The 17,726-nt window shown below is 43.5% G+C and carries 19 protein-coding genes and 1 riboswitch; of the genes, 18 read left to right on the top strand and 1 reads right to left on the bottom strand.

The annotated features are described in order from the left end of the window. The first annotated feature begins 128 nt into the window (after positions 1-128). From P6N53_RS15505 to P6N53_RS15425, 17 genes are all read left to right on the top strand, one after another. Positions 129-875 carry a prepilin peptidase gene (locus tag P6N53_RS15505; protein ID WP_304544783.1) on the top strand — a complete coding sequence of 249 codons (747 nt, stop codon included), beginning with the start codon at positions 129-131 and terminating at the stop codon, positions 873-875. 31 nt (positions 876-906) lie between these two features. Further along, a riboswitch (cyclic di-GMP riboswitch) is annotated at positions 907-991 on the top strand. A gap of 91 nt (positions 992-1,082) precedes the next feature. After that, positions 1,083-2,768 carry a GspE/PulE family protein gene (locus P6N53_RS15500; RefSeq protein ID WP_304544782.1) on the top strand — a complete coding sequence of 562 codons (1,686 nt, stop codon included), beginning with the start codon at positions 1,083-1,085 and terminating at the stop codon, positions 2,766-2,768. Next, entirely contained in the window at positions 2,765-3,850 is a 1,086-nt protein-coding gene (locus P6N53_RS15495; protein WP_304544781.1) for a type IV pilus twitching motility protein PilT, read from the top strand. Before P6N53_RS15500 ends, P6N53_RS15495 begins: the two co-directional genes overlap by 4 nt. A gap of 24 nt (positions 3,851-3,874) precedes the next feature. After that, a complete protein-coding gene (locus P6N53_RS15490; RefSeq protein ID WP_304544780.1) occupies positions 3,875-5,086 on the top strand; it encodes a type II secretion system F family protein in 1,212 nt (403 codons plus the stop codon). A gap of 39 nt (positions 5,087-5,125) precedes the next feature. Next, on the top strand, positions 5,126-6,160 hold the full coding sequence (gene pilM / locus P6N53_RS15485; RefSeq protein WP_304544778.1) for a type IV pilus biogenesis protein PilM: 1,035 nt from the start codon (positions 5,126-5,128) through the stop codon (positions 6,158-6,160). A 1-nt stretch (position 6,161) separates the two neighbouring features. Beyond that, positions 6,162-6,854, top strand: coding sequence for a PilN domain-containing protein (locus P6N53_RS15480; RefSeq protein ID WP_304544776.1), 693 nt, complete (start codon positions 6,162-6,164; stop codon positions 6,852-6,854). 2 nt (positions 6,855-6,856) lie between these two features. Beyond that, complete coding sequence (gene pilO / locus P6N53_RS15475) at positions 6,857-7,381, top strand: type 4a pilus biogenesis protein PilO (protein WP_304544774.1); 525 nt, start codon at positions 6,857-6,859, stop codon at positions 7,379-7,381. A 74-nt stretch (positions 7,382-7,455) separates the two neighbouring features. Beyond that, positions 7,456-8,064 carry a hypothetical protein gene (locus P6N53_RS15470; protein WP_304544773.1) on the top strand — a complete coding sequence of 203 codons (609 nt, stop codon included), beginning with the start codon at positions 7,456-7,458 and terminating at the stop codon, positions 8,062-8,064. Continuing rightward, a complete protein-coding gene (locus P6N53_RS15465; RefSeq protein WP_304544771.1) occupies positions 8,045-9,046 on the top strand; it encodes a type IV pilus secretin PilQ in 1,002 nt (333 codons plus the stop codon). The genes P6N53_RS15470 and P6N53_RS15465 overlap by 20 nt, the downstream gene beginning before the upstream one ends. 47 nt (positions 9,047-9,093) lie before the next feature. After that, on the top strand, positions 9,094-9,480 hold the full coding sequence (locus tag P6N53_RS15460) for a competence type IV pilus major pilin ComGC (protein WP_304544769.1): 387 nt from the start codon (positions 9,094-9,096) through the stop codon (positions 9,478-9,480). Between the two features lie 133 nt (positions 9,481-9,613). Next, positions 9,614-9,988, top strand: a complete 375-nt coding sequence (locus P6N53_RS15455; protein ID WP_304544767.1) for a prepilin-type N-terminal cleavage/methylation domain-containing protein — start codon at positions 9,614-9,616, stop codon at positions 9,986-9,988. A 75-nt stretch (positions 9,989-10,063) separates the two neighbouring features. Beyond that, positions 10,064-10,891: an REP-associated tyrosine transposase gene (locus P6N53_RS15450; RefSeq protein WP_304544764.1), complete on the top strand. Its 828-nt coding sequence runs from the start codon at positions 10,064-10,066 to the stop codon at positions 10,889-10,891. A 19-nt stretch (positions 10,892-10,910) separates the two neighbouring features. Continuing rightward, entirely contained in the window at positions 10,911-12,023 is a 1,113-nt protein-coding gene (locus P6N53_RS15445; protein WP_304544762.1) for a type IV pilus twitching motility protein PilT, read from the top strand. A 254-nt stretch (positions 12,024-12,277) separates the two neighbouring features. Then, positions 12,278-14,485: a DUF7305 domain-containing protein gene (locus P6N53_RS15440; protein ID WP_304544760.1), complete on the top strand. Its 2,208-nt coding sequence runs from the start codon at positions 12,278-12,280 to the stop codon at positions 14,483-14,485. Then, positions 14,478-14,927 (top strand): type IV pilus modification PilV family protein, encoded by a 450-nt coding sequence (locus P6N53_RS15435; RefSeq protein ID WP_304544759.1) that lies wholly within the window; start codon positions 14,478-14,480, stop codon positions 14,925-14,927. The genes P6N53_RS15440 and P6N53_RS15435 overlap by 8 nt, the downstream gene beginning before the upstream one ends. Positions 14,928-14,973: 46 nt before the next feature. Continuing rightward, complete coding sequence (locus P6N53_RS15430) at positions 14,974-15,513, top strand: prepilin-type N-terminal cleavage/methylation domain-containing protein (RefSeq protein ID WP_304544758.1); 540 nt, start codon at positions 14,974-14,976, stop codon at positions 15,511-15,513. Positions 15,514-15,571: 58 nt separating this feature from the next. Beyond that, complete coding sequence (locus tag P6N53_RS15425; RefSeq protein WP_304544756.1) at positions 15,572-15,901, top strand: DUF5658 family protein; 330 nt, start codon at positions 15,572-15,574, stop codon at positions 15,899-15,901. Here the strand turns inward: P6N53_RS15425 and P6N53_RS15420 are convergent. Then, positions 15,881-17,143 carry a hypothetical protein gene (locus P6N53_RS15420; protein ID WP_304544754.1) on the bottom strand — a complete coding sequence of 421 codons (1,263 nt, stop codon included), beginning with the start codon at positions 17,141-17,143 and terminating at the stop codon, positions 15,881-15,883. The two genes, P6N53_RS15425 and P6N53_RS15420, sit on opposite strands and share 21 nt — an antisense overlap. Positions 17,144-17,418: 275 nt before the next feature. Here P6N53_RS15420 and P6N53_RS15415 point away from each other — a divergent pair, with 275 nt between their 5' ends. Then, entirely contained in the window at positions 17,419-17,631 is a 213-nt protein-coding gene (locus P6N53_RS15415) for a sporulation peptidase YabG (RefSeq protein WP_011877409.1), read from the top strand. Positions 17,632-17,726: the final 95 nt, after the last annotated feature.

Genomic DNA, 17,726 nt, shown 5'->3' with positions numbered 1-17,726 from the left:
TTAAATATTGGCAAATTTATATTATTTATATAGGATTTTTTATAAATTAGTCGAATACAGTTTCAATAAATATTAATGTTGGAATCTGCTATTACATGATTAAAAATAAGGAACAGTGTGAGTAATTAATGTTAGAGTATATAGCTATCTTTGTCTTAGGACTGTTGGTGGGAAGTTTTTTAAATGTTTGTATCTACAGAATACCCCGGGGTGAAACGGTTATTACCAACCCATCACACTGTTTGGCCTGTCATACTAGAATCAAACCCTGGGATTTAGTGCCGGTGGCAAGTTTCCTTGTACTGGGTGGCAGATGCCGTTATTGTGATACCAGATTATCCTGGCAGTACCCTTTGGTTGAGTTGGCTACAGGCATTCTATACCTGACTGCCCTTTGGAAATGGGGTGTCGGCTGGGAAACCCTAGCCATGCTGGTTTTCTTCTCTATGTTACTTGTTGTTACTGTGATAGATCTATATCATCAAATTATACCTAATAGAGTATTGCTGGTAAGTGGTGTGCTGGGCCTCCCCCTGATATATTTACAATCATTTGAAATGCTTAAAACAGGAACCATCGGGTTCTTTGTTGCTGGCACATTGTTGTTTATTATAGCAGTGGCATCCAAAGGTGGTATGGGTGGCGGAGATATTAAGCTGGCCGCAGTGATGGGAATGTTCCTTGGGCTTAAGTTGGTAATGATTGCCCTATTCCTGGCTTTTCTAATTGGGGGTATAATTGGAATTATACTTTTGGCCACAGGTCAAAAGGGCAGAAAGGACCCAATACCCTTTGGTCCCTTCTTAGCCTTAGGCTCACTAATAGCTGCCTTGGTTGGCGAAAAAATAATTAGCTGGTATACTGGATTTTGGTGATAAAATATTGTAACTTATTAAATAAATACTTGTTTTTTAAAGGCAAACTTTCCGAAAGGAGAGGACGCAAAACCACGGGCCTAAAGGAGAAATCCGATGGCGGCCGGGTTGCCTTAGGAAATCAGGCCCATGACCTAAGTTAAACCTTACAGTTATGGGCTTTTTATTTTAACGTTTTAAAGTATTAGCCTATCATGGAGGCAAAGGATGAATTTAAAGCAAAACAATAATTACCTGGGAACCTGGTTAGTTAGGGAAGGAGTCATTACCCAGGAACAGTTAGATAATGCCCTGAGTAGTCAGTCCCTCAAGCAGGGTAAGAAAGCTATGATCGGTCATTCTCTAATTGAACTGGGTTACTGCAGCGAGGATGATATTGCCAAGGTTATTGCCAAAAGGGCTGGCGTTCCCTTTGTTTCCCTGGAAAATTATCCAATAGATCCGGCAGCCTTAACTACCATTTCAAATGATGCCATTAAGCGCTACAGGGCACTGCCCATTGCCTTTAGTGAAGGAAAACTATTGGTGGCTATGCAAAGACCCACCGATATTATGGTTATTGATGATCTCCGTTTGTTAAGCGGGTTTGATATAAAGCCGGTATTTGCCCCCGATAGCGAGCTGGAGGTGGCTATAGAAAAGCAAATTCGGGCGAGCATTGAATTTGATAAAACAGAGGAAGAAATCATCCCGGAGGAAGATATCCTGGGAGCATCGGAGGATTCCGACCAAAAACCCGCTGTTCAGCTGGCAAATATGATTATCTCCCAGGCAGTAGCTGCCAAATGCAGCGACGTACATATAGAGCCCTACGAAAAAGCTTCCCGGGTGCGCTTTCGGATAGATGGAGTGCTGCATGATGTCATGGAGCCCCCTATAAAAATACATGCCTCCCTGGTTTCTCGGATAAAGGTTATGGCAAATATGGATATAGCCGAACGCCGGATACCCCAGGACGGTAGAATGTCCCTAAAGGTTGAGGGTAAAAACATTGATATCAGGGTGGCATCCCTGCCCACAAGTTTTGGTGAAAGACTTACTCTGCGGCTTTTGGATAGTTCCAGCCGGGTGATTACCTTGGAGGAGTTGGGTGTAAACCCCTCTATCCTAAAAAAATATAAAGAAGTTATCAAGATGCCCTACGGACTGATCTTAGTAACTGGACCAACTGGAAGTGGTAAAACCACAACCCTATATGCCAGCCTTGGTTCAGTGGATCGGGTGCTAAAAAATGTTATAACCGTTGAAGATCCGGTGGAGTATAGAATGGCTGGCATAAATCAAATCCAGATCAACACTCAGGCAGGACTAAATTTTGCCTCGGGCCTAAGATCTATTCTGCGGAATGACCCGGATGTGATTATGGTTGGTGAAATTCGGGACAGGGAGACTGCTAAAATTGCCATTGAGTCAGCCATGACGGGACACATGGTGTTTTCCACCCTCCATACCAATGATGCACCTGGGGCAGTCAGTCGATTGATTGAAATGGGTGTGGAGCCATTTTTGATTTCATCATCCCTTGTATGTGTGCTGGCCCAGCGCTTAGTACGACAGCTCTGCCCCCATTGTAAGGAAAAATACCTAAAGACCCGGGAGGAATTGAGCAGCATACCGGATTTTCCACTGGAAAGCTGGGAGAAATCCGTTACCTTGTATCACCCAAGGGGCTGCATGAGATGCAGCAATACCGGCTACCGTGGCAGAGTTGGAGTTTACGAGCTGCTTTTTATAAGCGAGAATATACAGCGTTTAGCCCTGGAAAGGTCTTCCGCCAGGGATATTAAAAAGGTGGCAGTGGCTGAAGGTATGATCACACTGCGTGAAGACGGTTTAGACAAAGCCAAACAGGGTATTACATCCCTTGAGGAAGTAATGAGGGTGGTATTATGAGCGAAATTAATATACCTACAATTGGTGATATACTGGCCCAGGCTGTGAAAATGGACGGCTCGGACCTTCACATATCTGCAGGGGTTCCCCCGGTGGTTAGGGTTTATGGAGAACTGGTGCGCATGGATTTTCCGAAACTTATGCCAAAGGACATTGAAGAATTGATTTTTCCAATATTGCAGCCCCACCAAAGGGAGCAGCTGGATAGGGATTTGGAGCTGGATTTTTCCTATTCAGTTCCGGGACTAAGCCGTTTTCGGGGAAATATTATGTGGCAAAGGGGCTCCCTGGCAGCAAATTTCAGGGTGGTTTCCATGAGCATACCCTCCTTTGATAGTTTGGGACTGCCACCGGCAGTAAGGGATTTATCCCGTTTGCCCAGGGGTTTAGTCCTTGTTACCGGACCAACAGGCAGTGGTAAATCAACCACCCTGGCATCCATCATTGATTTAATTAACCAAGAGCGTGCCCTTAATGTTGTGACTATAGAAAACCCCATAGAGTTTTTACACAGCCATAAAAAATCCATGATCAAGCAAAGGGAAGTGGGGATAGACACCCACTCCTTCGCCAACGCCCTGAGGCATGTGCTGCGCCATGATCCGGATGTCATACTGGTGGGTGAGATGAGGGATATGGAGAGCATCTCCATTGCTTTAACCGCTGCTGAAACAGGACACCTGGTCTTCTCCACCCTGCACACCCAAACCGCTGCCCTGGCTGTTCACCGGATTGTGGATGTTTACAGCGACAGTATGAGAAACCAGGTTCGGCAGCAGTTGGCAGACTCACTGCAGGCGGTGGTGGCCCAGCAGCTCATTCCCCGCTCCGACGGCAAAGGAAGGGTAATAGGGGTTGAACTTCTCCTGACTAACCCGGCAGTTAGAAACCTGATCCGGGAAGGAAAGGAACACCAGCTCTATACCGTAATGCAGACCTCCCGCAGCGCCGGGATGCAGACCATGGATCAAGCCCTGGCAACCCTTTGCCTATCAGGGAAAATCACCCGGAATATGGCCCTGGAACGTTGTGTTGACAGACTTGAGCTGGAGCGGGCCCTAAATAAAGGCTTTAGCTTCTAAATTAGACATAAGGTGGAGATAGCCTTGCCTTTGTACTCATATCAAGTAATGGATAAAACAGGCAATACCTTAGATGGTCGATTGGAGGCCGATAATGAATGGACTGCAGCTTCCAGGCTAAGCAGTATGGGCTATGTTCCGCTGGAAATAAATGAAATAGCGGATGCCAAGAAAAAGAAATCATCCAGCTTATTCAGCAAGAAAATAAAGATAGCGGATCTTAGTTTTTTTACCCGGCAGTTATCCGCCATGCTTAATGCCGGCATTCCCCTGACCCGCTGTCTCTATACCCTGGGTGAGCAGTCAAATAACCCCCAGTTGGCCCAAAGTGTATCTGAGGTAGCTAAGAAAGTAGAGGGAGGCATGAGCTTTTCCGATGCCCTAGGTGAGCATCCCAAGATATTTAATACCATGTATGTGGAAATGGTCAGAACAGGTGAGATAGGCGGTTCCCTACATGAAATTTTAAGACGGCTCTCTGAACAGCTTGAGCGAGAAAAGAGCCTCCGGGATAGTATCAAAGCGGCCACCTTTTACCCTTCAGTGGTATTAATATTTGCCGGTTTGGTTGTATTGGCCATGATGTTTTTTGTAGTACCCATCTTTGTGGGCTTTTTCCCTGAGGGAATAGAATTACCCCTTGCTACCAAAATTATCATGGCTTTCAGTGAGTCCCTACGCAGCTCCTGGTATATGTATATAGTTGGCCTGATTGTTTTCGTGATAGGTATGAAGATATTTATTGCGAGCAGTTTTGGACATAGGATTTGGGAAAATATAAAATTTCGGCTGCCAATTTTCGGTGATCTTTTCAAAAAGGTTACTATCGCACGTTTTTCTCGGACCTTGGCAACCTTACTGTCAGGAGGTATCCCGGTACTGCAGGCCCTGGCTGCCGTTGGCCCCGCCACTGGCAGCAGCCAAATTGCCGAGGCCATGAAGTTTACCGGATCCAGTATCCAAGAGGGGCAAAGCATTGCGGCGCCCCTCAAAAAAAGTGGACTATTTCCACCCATGGTAATTAATATGATTGCCGTGGGTGAGGAGACCGGGCAGTTATCCCAGCTTTTAGGCCGGGTGGCGGACTTTTACGAGGAGGAAGTTGCCACCATGACCAAGGGACTAACGGCAATTATTGAACCCCTATTACTGATTACTGTAGGTGCCTCCATTGGTGGGGTAGTAATTGCTATTTACCTGCCGATCTTTACCGTGGTGACAACGGTAGCAAAATAAAACTGACAACAAGGGGCACCTGAGGAGGAAATCACAAGCATGGGTTTACTTAAATCAACCCCCGCGGTGGGCTTAGAATTTGACACCGGAGCAATTAGGGCTGTGCAGCTTAGGGGAACAGCCCGTTCAGCAAGCATTGAAGCTATTGCTAAAGTAAGCATTCCGGAAGAAGCCGTGATAGAAGGTGTCATTATAGATACAGAAAGGGTGGCCGTCGCCCTGGAGAACCTTTGGAGTACATATCAGATCAAAAGTCGCGAAGTAGTGCTGGGCATCTCCAACCAGGGTGTATTTATGAGAAATGCCACTTTTCCCAAGATCCCGGAAAAGAAGTTGGCCCAGGCCCTAAGATTTCAGGCCGCTGATTATTTTCCCATACCCATGCCTCAACTAATATTTGATTTTTCCGTGGTGGGAGAACATGCCGGTGAAAGCAGCACGGAGTTGGAAGTGCTGATGGTGGCAGCCAGGAGAGAAATGCTGGATAATTTTTTGAAGGTACTGGAGAAGGCCAAGCTGCAGCCTGTAATTGTTGATGCCTCCTTCCTGGCCCTCCTGAGGGTTATACCGGAGAATCGCCTTTCCGGAACAGTGCTATTGGCCGAAATAGCGAATGGGCTAGCCACATTACTGCTTATTAGCGGGGGGATTCCCCGTTTTGCCAGGCTAATTCCCTATTCCCTGCAATCCTATGCCAGGGAGATGAAACTACAACTGTCGGAAATCCTGACTGCACTACCCCAGGTTGCAGCAGCTAAGGAGGAAGAAATTTCGGAAGCTTATAATGTATTCCCCGTTGCCTGGGGCTCCATCCTGGCGGATGATATACGCTCATCGGTAAATTATTATTTAACCCAGCGCAGTGACAATGCAGTGGATACCATATTTCTTAGCGGACGGGGTGCCCAGATACCCGGTCTAAAAGAATTCCTGTACCAGGAGCTAGAAGTCCCGGTTGAGATTATCAACCCCCTGACAGCCCTGGGAGATTACCTGCCAACTAATGATATAAAAAAAGAGGCCCCAGAATTTTCTGCAAGCATTGGCCTGGCCCTACGGGGGTTAGAAGGGTAATATGCAAATAAGAATTAATTTACTACCCCCTGAAATTATAGCCAGGCAGGAGCAAAAGAGAAAGCAGAAGAAGCTGTTGGCGGTGGGAAGTCTGGTTCTCTTGCTTTTTATCGCTGTTTACTGCACCTTATCGTTCCTGACAAGTCAGGTTCATAACGAAATTGCTGACATCCAAAGGGAAAGGGAAACCCTGCAAATACAAGCGGGAGATCTAAGGCAATTTGCAGAGCTCCAGAATCACAAAAATAAAGTGGAGAATATAGTGCGTCAGGCTACGGAAGGAAGCCCAGAATGGTCGGTAATCTTAGAAGATATAGGCCGAAGCATTCCTCCCGATATCTGGTTGGACAGCTTTACAGCTAAGTATGTTTATGAAGAAGGCAGCACTAAATCAACAAAGAACGCCTCTTTAGTTCAGCAGGCTGTGGCTGATGTCCAGGCCCAGGTGCAAAAACTGCAGGAGGTTGAGGAAACACCCAATGGAGAAGTTGTGCTCCAGGGTTGGGCCCCGGACAATTCTTCGGTGGCAAACTGGCTGGAGAAGCTTCAGGGAATATCCGGATTAACGGAAGTAAGGTGCACCTTTTCCACAGAAGAGACTATCAATGGACAAGTACAGAGAAGGTTTGAGATCAAGGCAATGCTAAACTTAAAGAAGCCTGCCCAGGCCGCAAACAAAAAGGCAGGTGAGTGAATTTGACAGCAAAGTTGACCAAAGCAGAATTGCCTTTAATAATCGGTATTGTTGCCCTATTGCTCATTCTCTTGTTGATATACAAACAGGTGGGTCTGTTAAATCAAGCCAGGCAGGAATTGCAGACTGAACAAGCGGCAGTAACCCAGGCCACATCACAGCTGCAGTCTCTGGTGAAGATTAGGGACCAATCCGAGCACTTCCAGCAGGAGCTCAAAATGTTAGAGGAGATAATGCCTAAGGAACCCAGGGAGAATTTATTAATCAAACTACTGGAAAGTAAGGCTGCCAAAAGTGGAATGCAAATTAAACAAATAAAATTTGGACAATATGAGTCGAAGCAGGAACACTATGAAATTCCCATCTTTTTAACCCTGGAGGGGCAATATCATGGGCTGCTCAACCTGCTGGACGAACTACAGGCAGGCCCGCGTGCCTTACGTACGGAAGAAGTAAAAATCGGCAAGGGCGGGAATTTATCTTCCATCCAGGTGGAGTTGACTGCCAAAGCCTTTTATTTGAAATAACATTTTAATTTTTATTTTCTTTGTAAATTGTACAAGCAACTTCCTCGAATAAAAGGTTTTTGGGAGGTAAGACCATGTCCGACAAGGAATCAACTGCCGAAAAGTTAAAGCGTATCTGGGACAAGCTTAACAACACCAGACATGATGAAATAATCCCTTTAATAAAAGCTAATAAAAAGGTGTTTATCATTTCCGCTATCTCAATGGTGGTTGTCATAGGAGCGGCCTTTCTAATAAAGATAAACTATGATCTTATGGGTAAGGCAAATCAACCAGCAAACAACCCAATAACCACCACACAGAACAGCTCTAACCCAAACACCGGACAAAACCCTAGCTACACCTATCTGCCCGATACCAAAAGGCAGATAGAAAATCGTGATGATATCAGGGACCCCTTTGCCGGGACCATGCTCCTTAAGGGAGTAATAACCGGCGGTGGCGGCAAAGATATGGCCATCATCCAGGTGGGCAATATCTCCCACATTGCTGAGGTGGGAACCGAGCTTTCACCAGGACTATTCCTGGAAGAGGTAAAAAAGGATACTGTGGTACTTAAATCTGAAATAGAGATCATTCAACTAGATATTAACGGGAAAACCAAGACAGAAATAATCCAACAGGAAGAGGACAAAAATACTGGTGAACAAGGCGGTGGCAGCAATGATCAAAATAACCACTAGAAACATAAAGCTACTCTTTCTCACTGCCATCTTTGTCTTTAGCCCTATGCTATCCTTTTTCAACCTGAACTCAGCCCCAAGCACCCAGGCCTATGCAGAATCTGGAACTATGACAATGGAAGTTAGAAATGCTGACCTAAGGGATGTGCTATCTGCCCTGGCTATAAAAATGGGGGTTAATATTATCCTGGCAGATGTTACAACCGAGGAGATAAACTTCAGTGTTCAAAACGTAACTCCACGGACTGCCCTGGATATGCTGATCCAAAGCAGGGGTCTGTCCTATATACAAAATGGCGACATCATAGTAATTGGGTCATCGGGCACCCTGGAAAAAGACTTCTTCAACCAGATGATACTAATCAGATTTGATACATATTATATATCATCAAAGGACCTACAAGGATTGATTAGTCAGTTAGGCATCCAAGGTGTCAAAAGCATATATTTAGATTCAAACCCCAATACCATTTGGGTTCAGGGTACAACCCAGGGTATACAAAAGGTAAATGAACTTATAAATCAGGTTGACATACCGGCCAAGGTCGAAGAAGAAAACAAAACCCGCTTTGTATATACCCTAAGCCACATAGTCGCCGAGGATGCAGCCAAAAGGCTAAGCCAATTTGGCTTTGGGGATAAGCTCACAACCATATACACCGAGGATGATCGATTTGGCAAGCAGCTAATGGTTCTCTGCACTAAAGACATCGAAGTCCAAGTAAAAAGCGTCCTAACCAGCCTTGACGCCCCCCGGCAAAAAACAAAAGCCCCCCTGGTAACCAAATCAGGCTCAGGTGCTTACGAAAGCCTAGGAGTCACCCGGGATTTACTCAGCGAACTAAGCGGTGTCTCCACTGCCAGCATGAGCATATCAAGGAACCTAGGAAACACAGCTAACCCAACCTACGTCCTATGGGTAGAAGAAACACCCGACCGCATAAAGCTACTAAAAGACCTAGTGTCCGAGGCTGATTTATAGGAATAATTTTAGAGTTAGAAAAAATTTAATCGAAAGGAGGTGAAAACATGTTTAACAGACTATGCTACACCTTAAAAAACCGTAAAGGCTTCACTCTGGTGGAATTGATGGTAGTTGTAGTTATTATCGGGATTTTAGCTGCTATTGCTGTGCCTTTGTATAATAATTCACAACAAACTGCAGAGAGAAGGGCTGTGGAGGCCAACTTAAGAATTATTGATGGTGCTATAAGTCAATACCAAGCTAATAACAGCGGAGGTAACCCCACAGATTTAGCTGCTTTAGTGGGTACCTATTTACAATCTACTCCGACAGGACCTGGTTCTGCTACCTATAGTGTTGGTGGTACTCCACTTAGAGGTTTAGTTAGTGGTACAGTAGGAGGCAAGACTTTTTCTGCTGGAACATCATTGTCAAGTACAATGTGGGACTAATAGAGAATTAGGGTGCCAGGCACCTAACTTATTAACTTAATTGACTAGAATGAAGCACACCTCTGGCTTAGACACGTCAGGGGTGTTGCTTTAGCATAATATGTTGGTAACAGTTGCGGGAGGTTAGATATCGGTGACAACAAAATCAGGGATTGCGAATGCCAACCACCGTACTAACACAATCAAATCAACAAATAGTCGAGGGTTTGTTTTTACAGAACTGCTGGTAGTGCTCATAATCATAGCCATTCTAGTTGCAATAGCGGTACCATTTTACAGCTCGGCAAAGCAGACATCCAGAGATAGAGTGGATCAAGCCAACATAAAAATCCTAAACAGTGCCACCCTGCAATGGATGCTGTCAAACGAAAACAACGACCCCCGTGGACCGGGTATTAATACCGATTCGCTAAAAGAACAGTTAGAGGGTGTTTACATAATGGAGTGGCCAACATCCCCTAACAATAATAGCTACATCCTGAGAAATGGTCAGTGGACAGTTGAATAGGGTGCCAGGCACCTAACTTATTAACTTATTATTTAGGCATACCTCCAATAAGAATATAGCAGGAGGTGTATTGTTTTGGGCAGAAGGCCTAGGGTGGAGTATAGTGGAGCTATTTATCATGTGATTCAGAGGGGGAACAATAGGGAATACATATTTCAAAGAACAGAAGACAAATTATTTTTGCTGAATGAGCTTCAAAAAAGAAAGAGGTTAAAGGAATTCCTTCTCTTTGGTTATGTATTGATGGGAAATCACTACCACTTAATTCTTCAAACCACTGGCATCAGTCTTAGTAAATTAATGCATCTTATTAACAGCAGTTATGGTCGCTACTACAACAAGAGCCGTAAGCGCACAGGGCATATTTTTAATGGACGGTATAAAGCAATTCCTATACAAAACGAACAATATCTATTTGCAGTATTGCGATATATTCATCAGAATCCGGTTAAAGCCGGGATTTGCCAGAGAGTCCAGCATTATAAATGGAGCAGCGACATAGATTACCGCGACAATCAAGAGGGACTTGTGGACATTAACATTTTATTAAACATGATGTCCGACAATAGAGCAGAAGCAATAAAAAAATACTCAGCCTATGTTGAGCAGGAAGATGAAGAGGAATATGATGAAATAGATGTCTTAGGGGATGAGTCATTTGTCTTGGCTATTCAACCTAGTAAAAAATCTCCGACCAGAAAGGACCTTGATCAAATATTAAGGGATACAAATCTAAGTTCCACAGATTTTGAGCATCTTAAAAGGGGATCGAGAAGAAGAGACTTGATTCGGTATAAAGTTGATTATGTACGAGAGGCATTGCTACAGGGTTATACTTTAAAGGAAATTGGTGAAAATATAGGGATTTCAGCGACTGCTGTAATTAAGTTAACGAAACGGTGACTGGCACCTTGAGGTTAACTTGTTTGGGGGTGGGGGTATTAATATTAAAGAGCTTTTGGTACTTGCTTTGAAATATGAGGCATCTGATATTCATATATCGGTGGGGAAGCCCCCTTGTTTTCGGGTAAATGGTGAGCTTAAGTTTTTTGATGATCCGTATATTCAGAGGCAATGGGAGTTGTTGCCGGAGTATGCAGTTTTCTTGACGGATGAGCAGATTGATTTGATGCTTAGGGATATTACTTGTGAGAATCAGTATGATTCCTTCAAAAGCAATCTGGATATAGATTTTTCCTATGAGATGGCTAATGGTATGCGTTTTCGTGTCAATGCTTATCATCAGCAGGGGCATCCTACCATTGCTATAAGGCTTATTAGATCTGAAATTTATACTTTAAAGGAACTGGGTTTGCCCCTTATCTTAGAATCCTTAGCTAAGAAAAACGGGGGGTTGGTGTTAATTACCGGACCGGCAGGGAATGGTAAATCTTCAACCCTGGTTACTTTAATAGATTATATAAATGAGAATTTCTCCAAGCATATTATCACCCTGGAAGATCCTATTGAGTTTGTACATAATCGTAAAAAATCCCTAATCAACCAGCGGGAGATTGGCAAGGATTCCCACTCTTTTGCCTCGGCTTTGAGGGCTGCCATGAGGGAAGATCCCGATGTGATACTGGTGGGTGAAATGAGGGATGCTGAAACCATTGCAACGGCTATTACTGCCGCAGAGACCGGGCATTTGGTTTTTGGAACTTTGCACACCTTAAATGCCTCCCAGACCATAGAAAGAATTATCGACGTATTTTGGCCCCAGCAGCAGCAGCAGATCAGGGCACAATTGGCCAATACTCTGCAGGGAGTTGTGGCCCAGCAGCTTATACCAAGAATAGACGGGGCGGGCAGGGTGCTGGCTGTGGAAATAATGCTGGCAACACCGGCAATTAGAAATCTTATCAGGGAAGGAAAGACCTTTCAGCTAATAAACCAAATTCAGACAGGGGTCAAGTTTGGTATGCAAACCTTAGATATGTCACTAAAAGAATTGTATAAAGCTAATGTTATCAGTTTGGAGGAAGTGCTAAATAGATCCCTTGATCCCGAAGCTGTACAAAGGAATTTGGGATAACTAATTATAGAAAAAAGTAGTTAATGTAGTATTTCGTTAGATTTATATATTTTTAAACATGTTAGATTATTTTCATAAATTTAATGGTAATGATGGATTTTTTTATAGTAAATTATGTTACTATGTGATTAGTAGGGAAGTTAGAAACATTGAGTTTTAGCAGGATAATTTCAGAAGCACAGCAAGGTTAATTACTTATCAGTTAAGGAGTCAGTTAAATAGCAAAACCTGTATTATATTTGGGAGGCGTTATCATGATAAGAATAAGGAATTTATTAAAGTCAGAAAAAGGCATAGCCATGATTGCCGCTTTAATAACAGGTTTTATTGTTGTAGTGATAAGCGGCATGTTCTGGCAAGCCAGTTCCTCCAGGACAATACATGCCACAAGGAATGAAAATCAAACACAGGCCTTCTTCTTTGCCAGATCAGGTGTGGATGCTGCAATAGGATTACTTCAAACAGAGGATTTTTTCCCTTATGACAGCTTTCCCATAACCTACCATGGGGACCTGGAAAAGGACTTTATTAAAGGTAATGGTGACGACTATTCAATCAAATTTACCATATCAGAAGTTGCGGAAGGATTAAAGATTGAGTCCGAAGGCCGGGTCAGAGGAGCACAGGGGGCGGAAAGTACGGCAGAGGATTTAACCTTGTTGCTGCCAGGATGGAGCTCCGCCACTGGCAAGCCGCCAGTTCCCGGCGATAACGGTGGTGGCGGTGGTAGTTTTACCTTTGATTATGCTGTCTTTACAAGGGATAATATTAGTATTGCCAGATCTATCAATGAACTTAATGGTAGTGCTTGGATTGAGGGGCCGGTGGGAACAAATAGAGGCAAAGTTGTTTTTGGCAACTCAACCTCCTGTAAAATAACGAATTCAGGAAGTTATCCGGGGGTCCTATATCTTGGACCTGGAGCGACCGTTAATAAGCCAGAGCGGGTAAGGGACGGGGTTGTAAACTTTAGCCCTGAAAAGCAGTTTCCTGAAGTTCCTGAAATTCCAAACTTACCACCGTTACCTGATTATCCCGACTATCCTGGCTACCCAGGATATATTGGCTATCCCAATACTAGTGGAATTGCTGCTGAGCAAATAAATGTAAATAATAACATAACGGTTAATCTTAACCCAGGCCTTAAATTATATAACTCTATTAGGTTTGATTATAATAAGACGTTAACCTTTAATCTAAATGGAGATGCAACGGTAGTTGTCAAGGAAATTACTAATTCATCTGGGCATTTAAATATCTCAGGCCAGGGAAAACTAACTTTAGTGGTAGAAAAAAACCTTGATAACTTGAAAGACATCAATGTTAATGGGACACCAGAAAAGCTGGATATATTATTTACCGGAACTTCGATCAGTAGGCCAGCAGACTCAACAGTAATTGGAAATCTTTATGCTCCAAATGCCAGTTATGCAACAAATAATAAAGTTACCAGCAAAGGGCATCTTTTAATTGGTGGAAACAGTGTCAATATAGGTTCGTCGAATACCATTGAGGGTTCAATTTATGCCCCCAATGCTCAATTAACCACTAGCAATGCCGGACATATCAAGGGAGATCTAATCATCGGGGGCAGCAGTGTTAGCCTGGGCTCAGCAAATAACCTAGAAGGTTCAATTTACGCACCAAATGGTCAATTGACTACCAATAGCGGTAATGTTGAAGGGGATCTGGTCATTGGGGGAAGTAATATCAGCCTAGGCTCAGCAACAAGCATATTGGGCTCCATTTATGCTCCTGTGGCAAATCTCAGTACTACTAACCCGGTTAATATTTCAGGGAATATTGTTACAGAGGGCAAAAACATTAGTTTTAGCGGTGTATCACACAAAGGAGACCTTTACTCATATAATGAAAATTCAATAATCAAGTATACCAGTAACAGGGCATATGTATCCGGGACCATTACAAATATATACTCCAAGGGAACAAGGGTAGAGATAGATACCGCACATTTAAAAGGAGATATTCATCTCTCTAACCCCAATGCAGACTTTGTATTGGGAGGTAGTTCTACTCTAATAGGTGACATTTATACGGCCGGTAAATTTATTAATGTACAGGGTTCATCTGTCTATGAGGGTTATCTTTATGCACCTAACAACAGCTCCAGTGTGTTAATTGAAGGTGGCTCTAAAATAGAAAGCACCAGTGGCATCATTACTGCAGCCAGAGATATTACTATTAGTGGTTATTCAACAGCCCCTTTTAGGCTTGCTGTTTTTGCGCCCTATGCAGATGTTTTAATTAGCGGTAGCTCAAGGATTTCCGGTTCGGTTGTTTCAAAGTCCTTTAACGCCGGAGAGGGAGGTAGGGCAACAGTGACCTATGTCCCGGTATCAAGCGAATACTTCCCCCTTCCTATTCAAATTCCTGGAGAGCCAGGAGAACCCATTAGTACTGAGCAAGGTTACAGGGGGGGCATATGGATAAGAAATGCTTAATTGTTTAATGAAAAGCAAACCCTTAAAAAAGCCAGCTACAGGGGGATTTACTCTATTAGAGGTTTTGGTGGCCATGGCCCTATTTACCATTTTTATTCTGGCATTTATCTTTGTATATGGCTGGAGCTTTGAAAATACCTTTCTCATGGGGGAAAAAAGCAGGGCGGTGGCCAAGGCCCAGGAAGTGGTGGAAAGGCTGTATATTGACATTAATGATCCTAATATAGACCTTAACCGTGTAACCAACCCTGACGATTTATATGTCTACAATGAGAAGGGTAATTACTATGTTAAGGAAGCAGTGAAATATGCCATGGATGTTGGGGATGAAGAAGATAAAGTGGTTGAAGGCTACAATGTCACCACCGTTGTTTTCTATAAAGGTGGAGCACGCTATGTGGAGATTTCTAATTTTATCTTAAAAGAGAGCACAGAAGAGTAATGACTTGACCCAATAGGTGAAAAGGGAGTGTTAGGCTATTCCGAGTTTGCGCAGGGATGTAAGGGGTCTAACGATTATAGAATTATTAATAACCCTTGCCATTCTTCTTTTGGTATTGGCTGTGTTTTATTCGTTTTATTTTTATTCTATAAAATCCATTGATAAAGCGAATAATCAAAGGGAAGTCCAACAGAACGTCCTTCTTGCCAAGGAAGATCTGGAAAGAAAAATTCGCTTTGCCGACTGCCTAATAATATTAAAAGAGAACCCTGACGTTCCGGGTGAAGAGGGATGTGAAGGGTTTACAAGCTCACAGGAGCTTTATGCAACCGGGACTGGAGTATTGATGCACACCATGCAGGATGAAACCCCTAAGGAACTCCTGGGAGCTGTGGCAAGGGATACAAAGTTTAATTTGGAGTTTAAGAAAAACAGCTCAAGGATATTAAGCTTTACCATAAAAGGTGATTACAAAGGGGAAAAATTTGAGCTAAGCTCCGACATTGCCCTATTAAATATAAGTGATATACAAGAGGAAGAAACCGGGGCAAAGGGTGCAGCCATACGCTATGCCTTTAAAGATTAGTGAACTATAAAAGATGGTTATACTACTACCGTTTAATCTGAACGGAGGCAGTATAACCATGTTTTTATTGCCGGCTATAGTCCTACTAACACTGGCAGACTTACTATTAACCTATCATGGACTGAAGCTGGGACTTATTCAAGAGTTTAACCCATTAATGGCCTGGCTGTACCAAATCAATCCAAAGGTCAGCGTAGCCATAGTGTTTTCTTTAGTAGCTTTGGGATGTTTATTTCTCTATTTAGTACAAGGACAAGTGAGCTGGCTGCCAACTGCCCTTGCTGCCCTCTTGGTAATAAAGTTAGGCGTCCTGGGCTTGCACCTGGGGTGGTTAGTACAGACACTAGCCCTTGGAAGCTATCTTAACTCATGGAGTATCATTTTTTAACTTCAGCAAATACACCTGCACCCCATCATCCCTAACAGGATTCCATTTAAGCCTATCGGCCCACCAACCAGTTACGGTCAAGCCACTTTTTCCCTGTTGAATAGAAAAATCCTGACTAAACTTCTCGTTCTCCAGGGTTTTTTCCCACACCCTATAACCATATCCATCGGTTCTAACAAGGTACAGATCAAAGCCGCTGCGGTCCTTAGACAGGGTCCAGCCAGCCAAGAGGTAGCCTCCTGCCTCAAGCTGCCTCACAGACTTACCTATTGAATAGCCAACTCCAGAATATTTCCTCTCCCACTGGAGATTGCCCAAACTATCTGTTTTTACCAATGAGGCAACTAATCCTGTTGCATTTTCTGCCGCACTTTCCCCGGCTAAAATAAAACCGCCTTCAGGGGTTTCTTCAACATGGACCGCTGTATCCCAGTCTGTGCTGCCAAGGACCTTTTCCCAGATCTTGTTGCCCTTGGGATCTGTCTTTACCAAATATATGGCATAACTATCCCCAAAGGAATTGGACCTGCCAACCTGGAGGTAGCCACCATCCCTTGTTTCTATGACCGAGGTGCAAATTTCAGTTTGTTTTCCCCCAAAGGTCTTCTCCCACAGTACCTTTCCCTGGTCATCTAACTTAATAAGGTAAAAATCAGATTCTCCTGCCCCGGAGGAGGTGGTTTGCCCTGCCACTATATAACCTCCGTCAAGGGTTTGACGGACACAGGAGCCTGAGTCCTCACCCGTACCTCCCAGGGTTTTAAACCACATTTCCACACCTTTATCATCTGTTTTAACTAAATATATTTTCTCATCAGAACTTCTATTAAATGATTTGGTTGAACCTGTGAATATATAGCCTCCATCGGTGGTCTGCTGAATAAAGGTACCGAGGTCATTACTACCTCCTCCATAGGTTTTCTGCCACTGAATATAACCCTTATCATCAAACTTCACCAGGTAGGCATCGGTACCGCCGGAACCATGCATGTGGTAGGAGTTGGTTTCACCTAATACAATGAAGCCCCCATCAGGGGTTTCAATGGTGTGGAAGCCCCGGTCACCTTGTCTGCCTCCAAAGATTTTTTCATATTCCGGGGTAAATGAACCTGCTGCCTGAGCCCAGGCTGATTGCTTTACCGGGGGACTCAAAATAACTGCCAAAAAAAATATTGATAAAGCCCCAAAAATTATTCTAGCTGAAATAGACTTATTATAAATCCTGTTATAATTAGTTAACATAATATCCCTCCAGGGTAGATGATAATTTATGATCTAAGTATATCAAAATGAAGAAAATATTTCCGTCATTTAATCTAATTAGCTATTTTATTTAACCTCCTACTCCTATTAAATGCTAAATATCACGGCTTATTCAATAACAGCCAAATTCCACCACCAAAGACTCTTTTGTGGCCATACACACCTTGTGCCGTGATGTCATATGTTAAATAAGGAATGGTGCAGGTTAACTTTTGCCTGATATGCATTGGATTTGCACTTCTAGGGGGTAATGGGTGGTGAAAATAGGTGATATTGTAACCAGAAAAATTTACGGCGAGGACATGCAATTTTGTGTTTTGGGGTTTTATACCAATCAGAGAACAGGGGAGAAGGTGGCTATCCTGGCACTGTTGGACCCTAATTTGATTGTGGAGGCCTCGGTGCAGGAGCTAAACCCGGTGTCGGCCAGAAAGCTTTTTGCTTTAACCCAGAACTTTGTTCATTAAACCGCCTCATTAGAGGCGGTTTTGCCTTTCAAAAACATTTGAAACTTCCGATGATTTTGGTTTAGAGGTTAATCAAATTGACATAATAAGAATAA

It is taken from the genome of Desulforamulus aquiferis, assembly GCF_030577015.1.
GTDB lineage: Bacteria > Bacillota > Desulfotomaculia > Desulfotomaculales > Desulfotomaculaceae > Desulfotomaculum > Desulfotomaculum aquiferis.
This window is presented reverse-complemented; position numbering and strand designations above follow the sequence as displayed.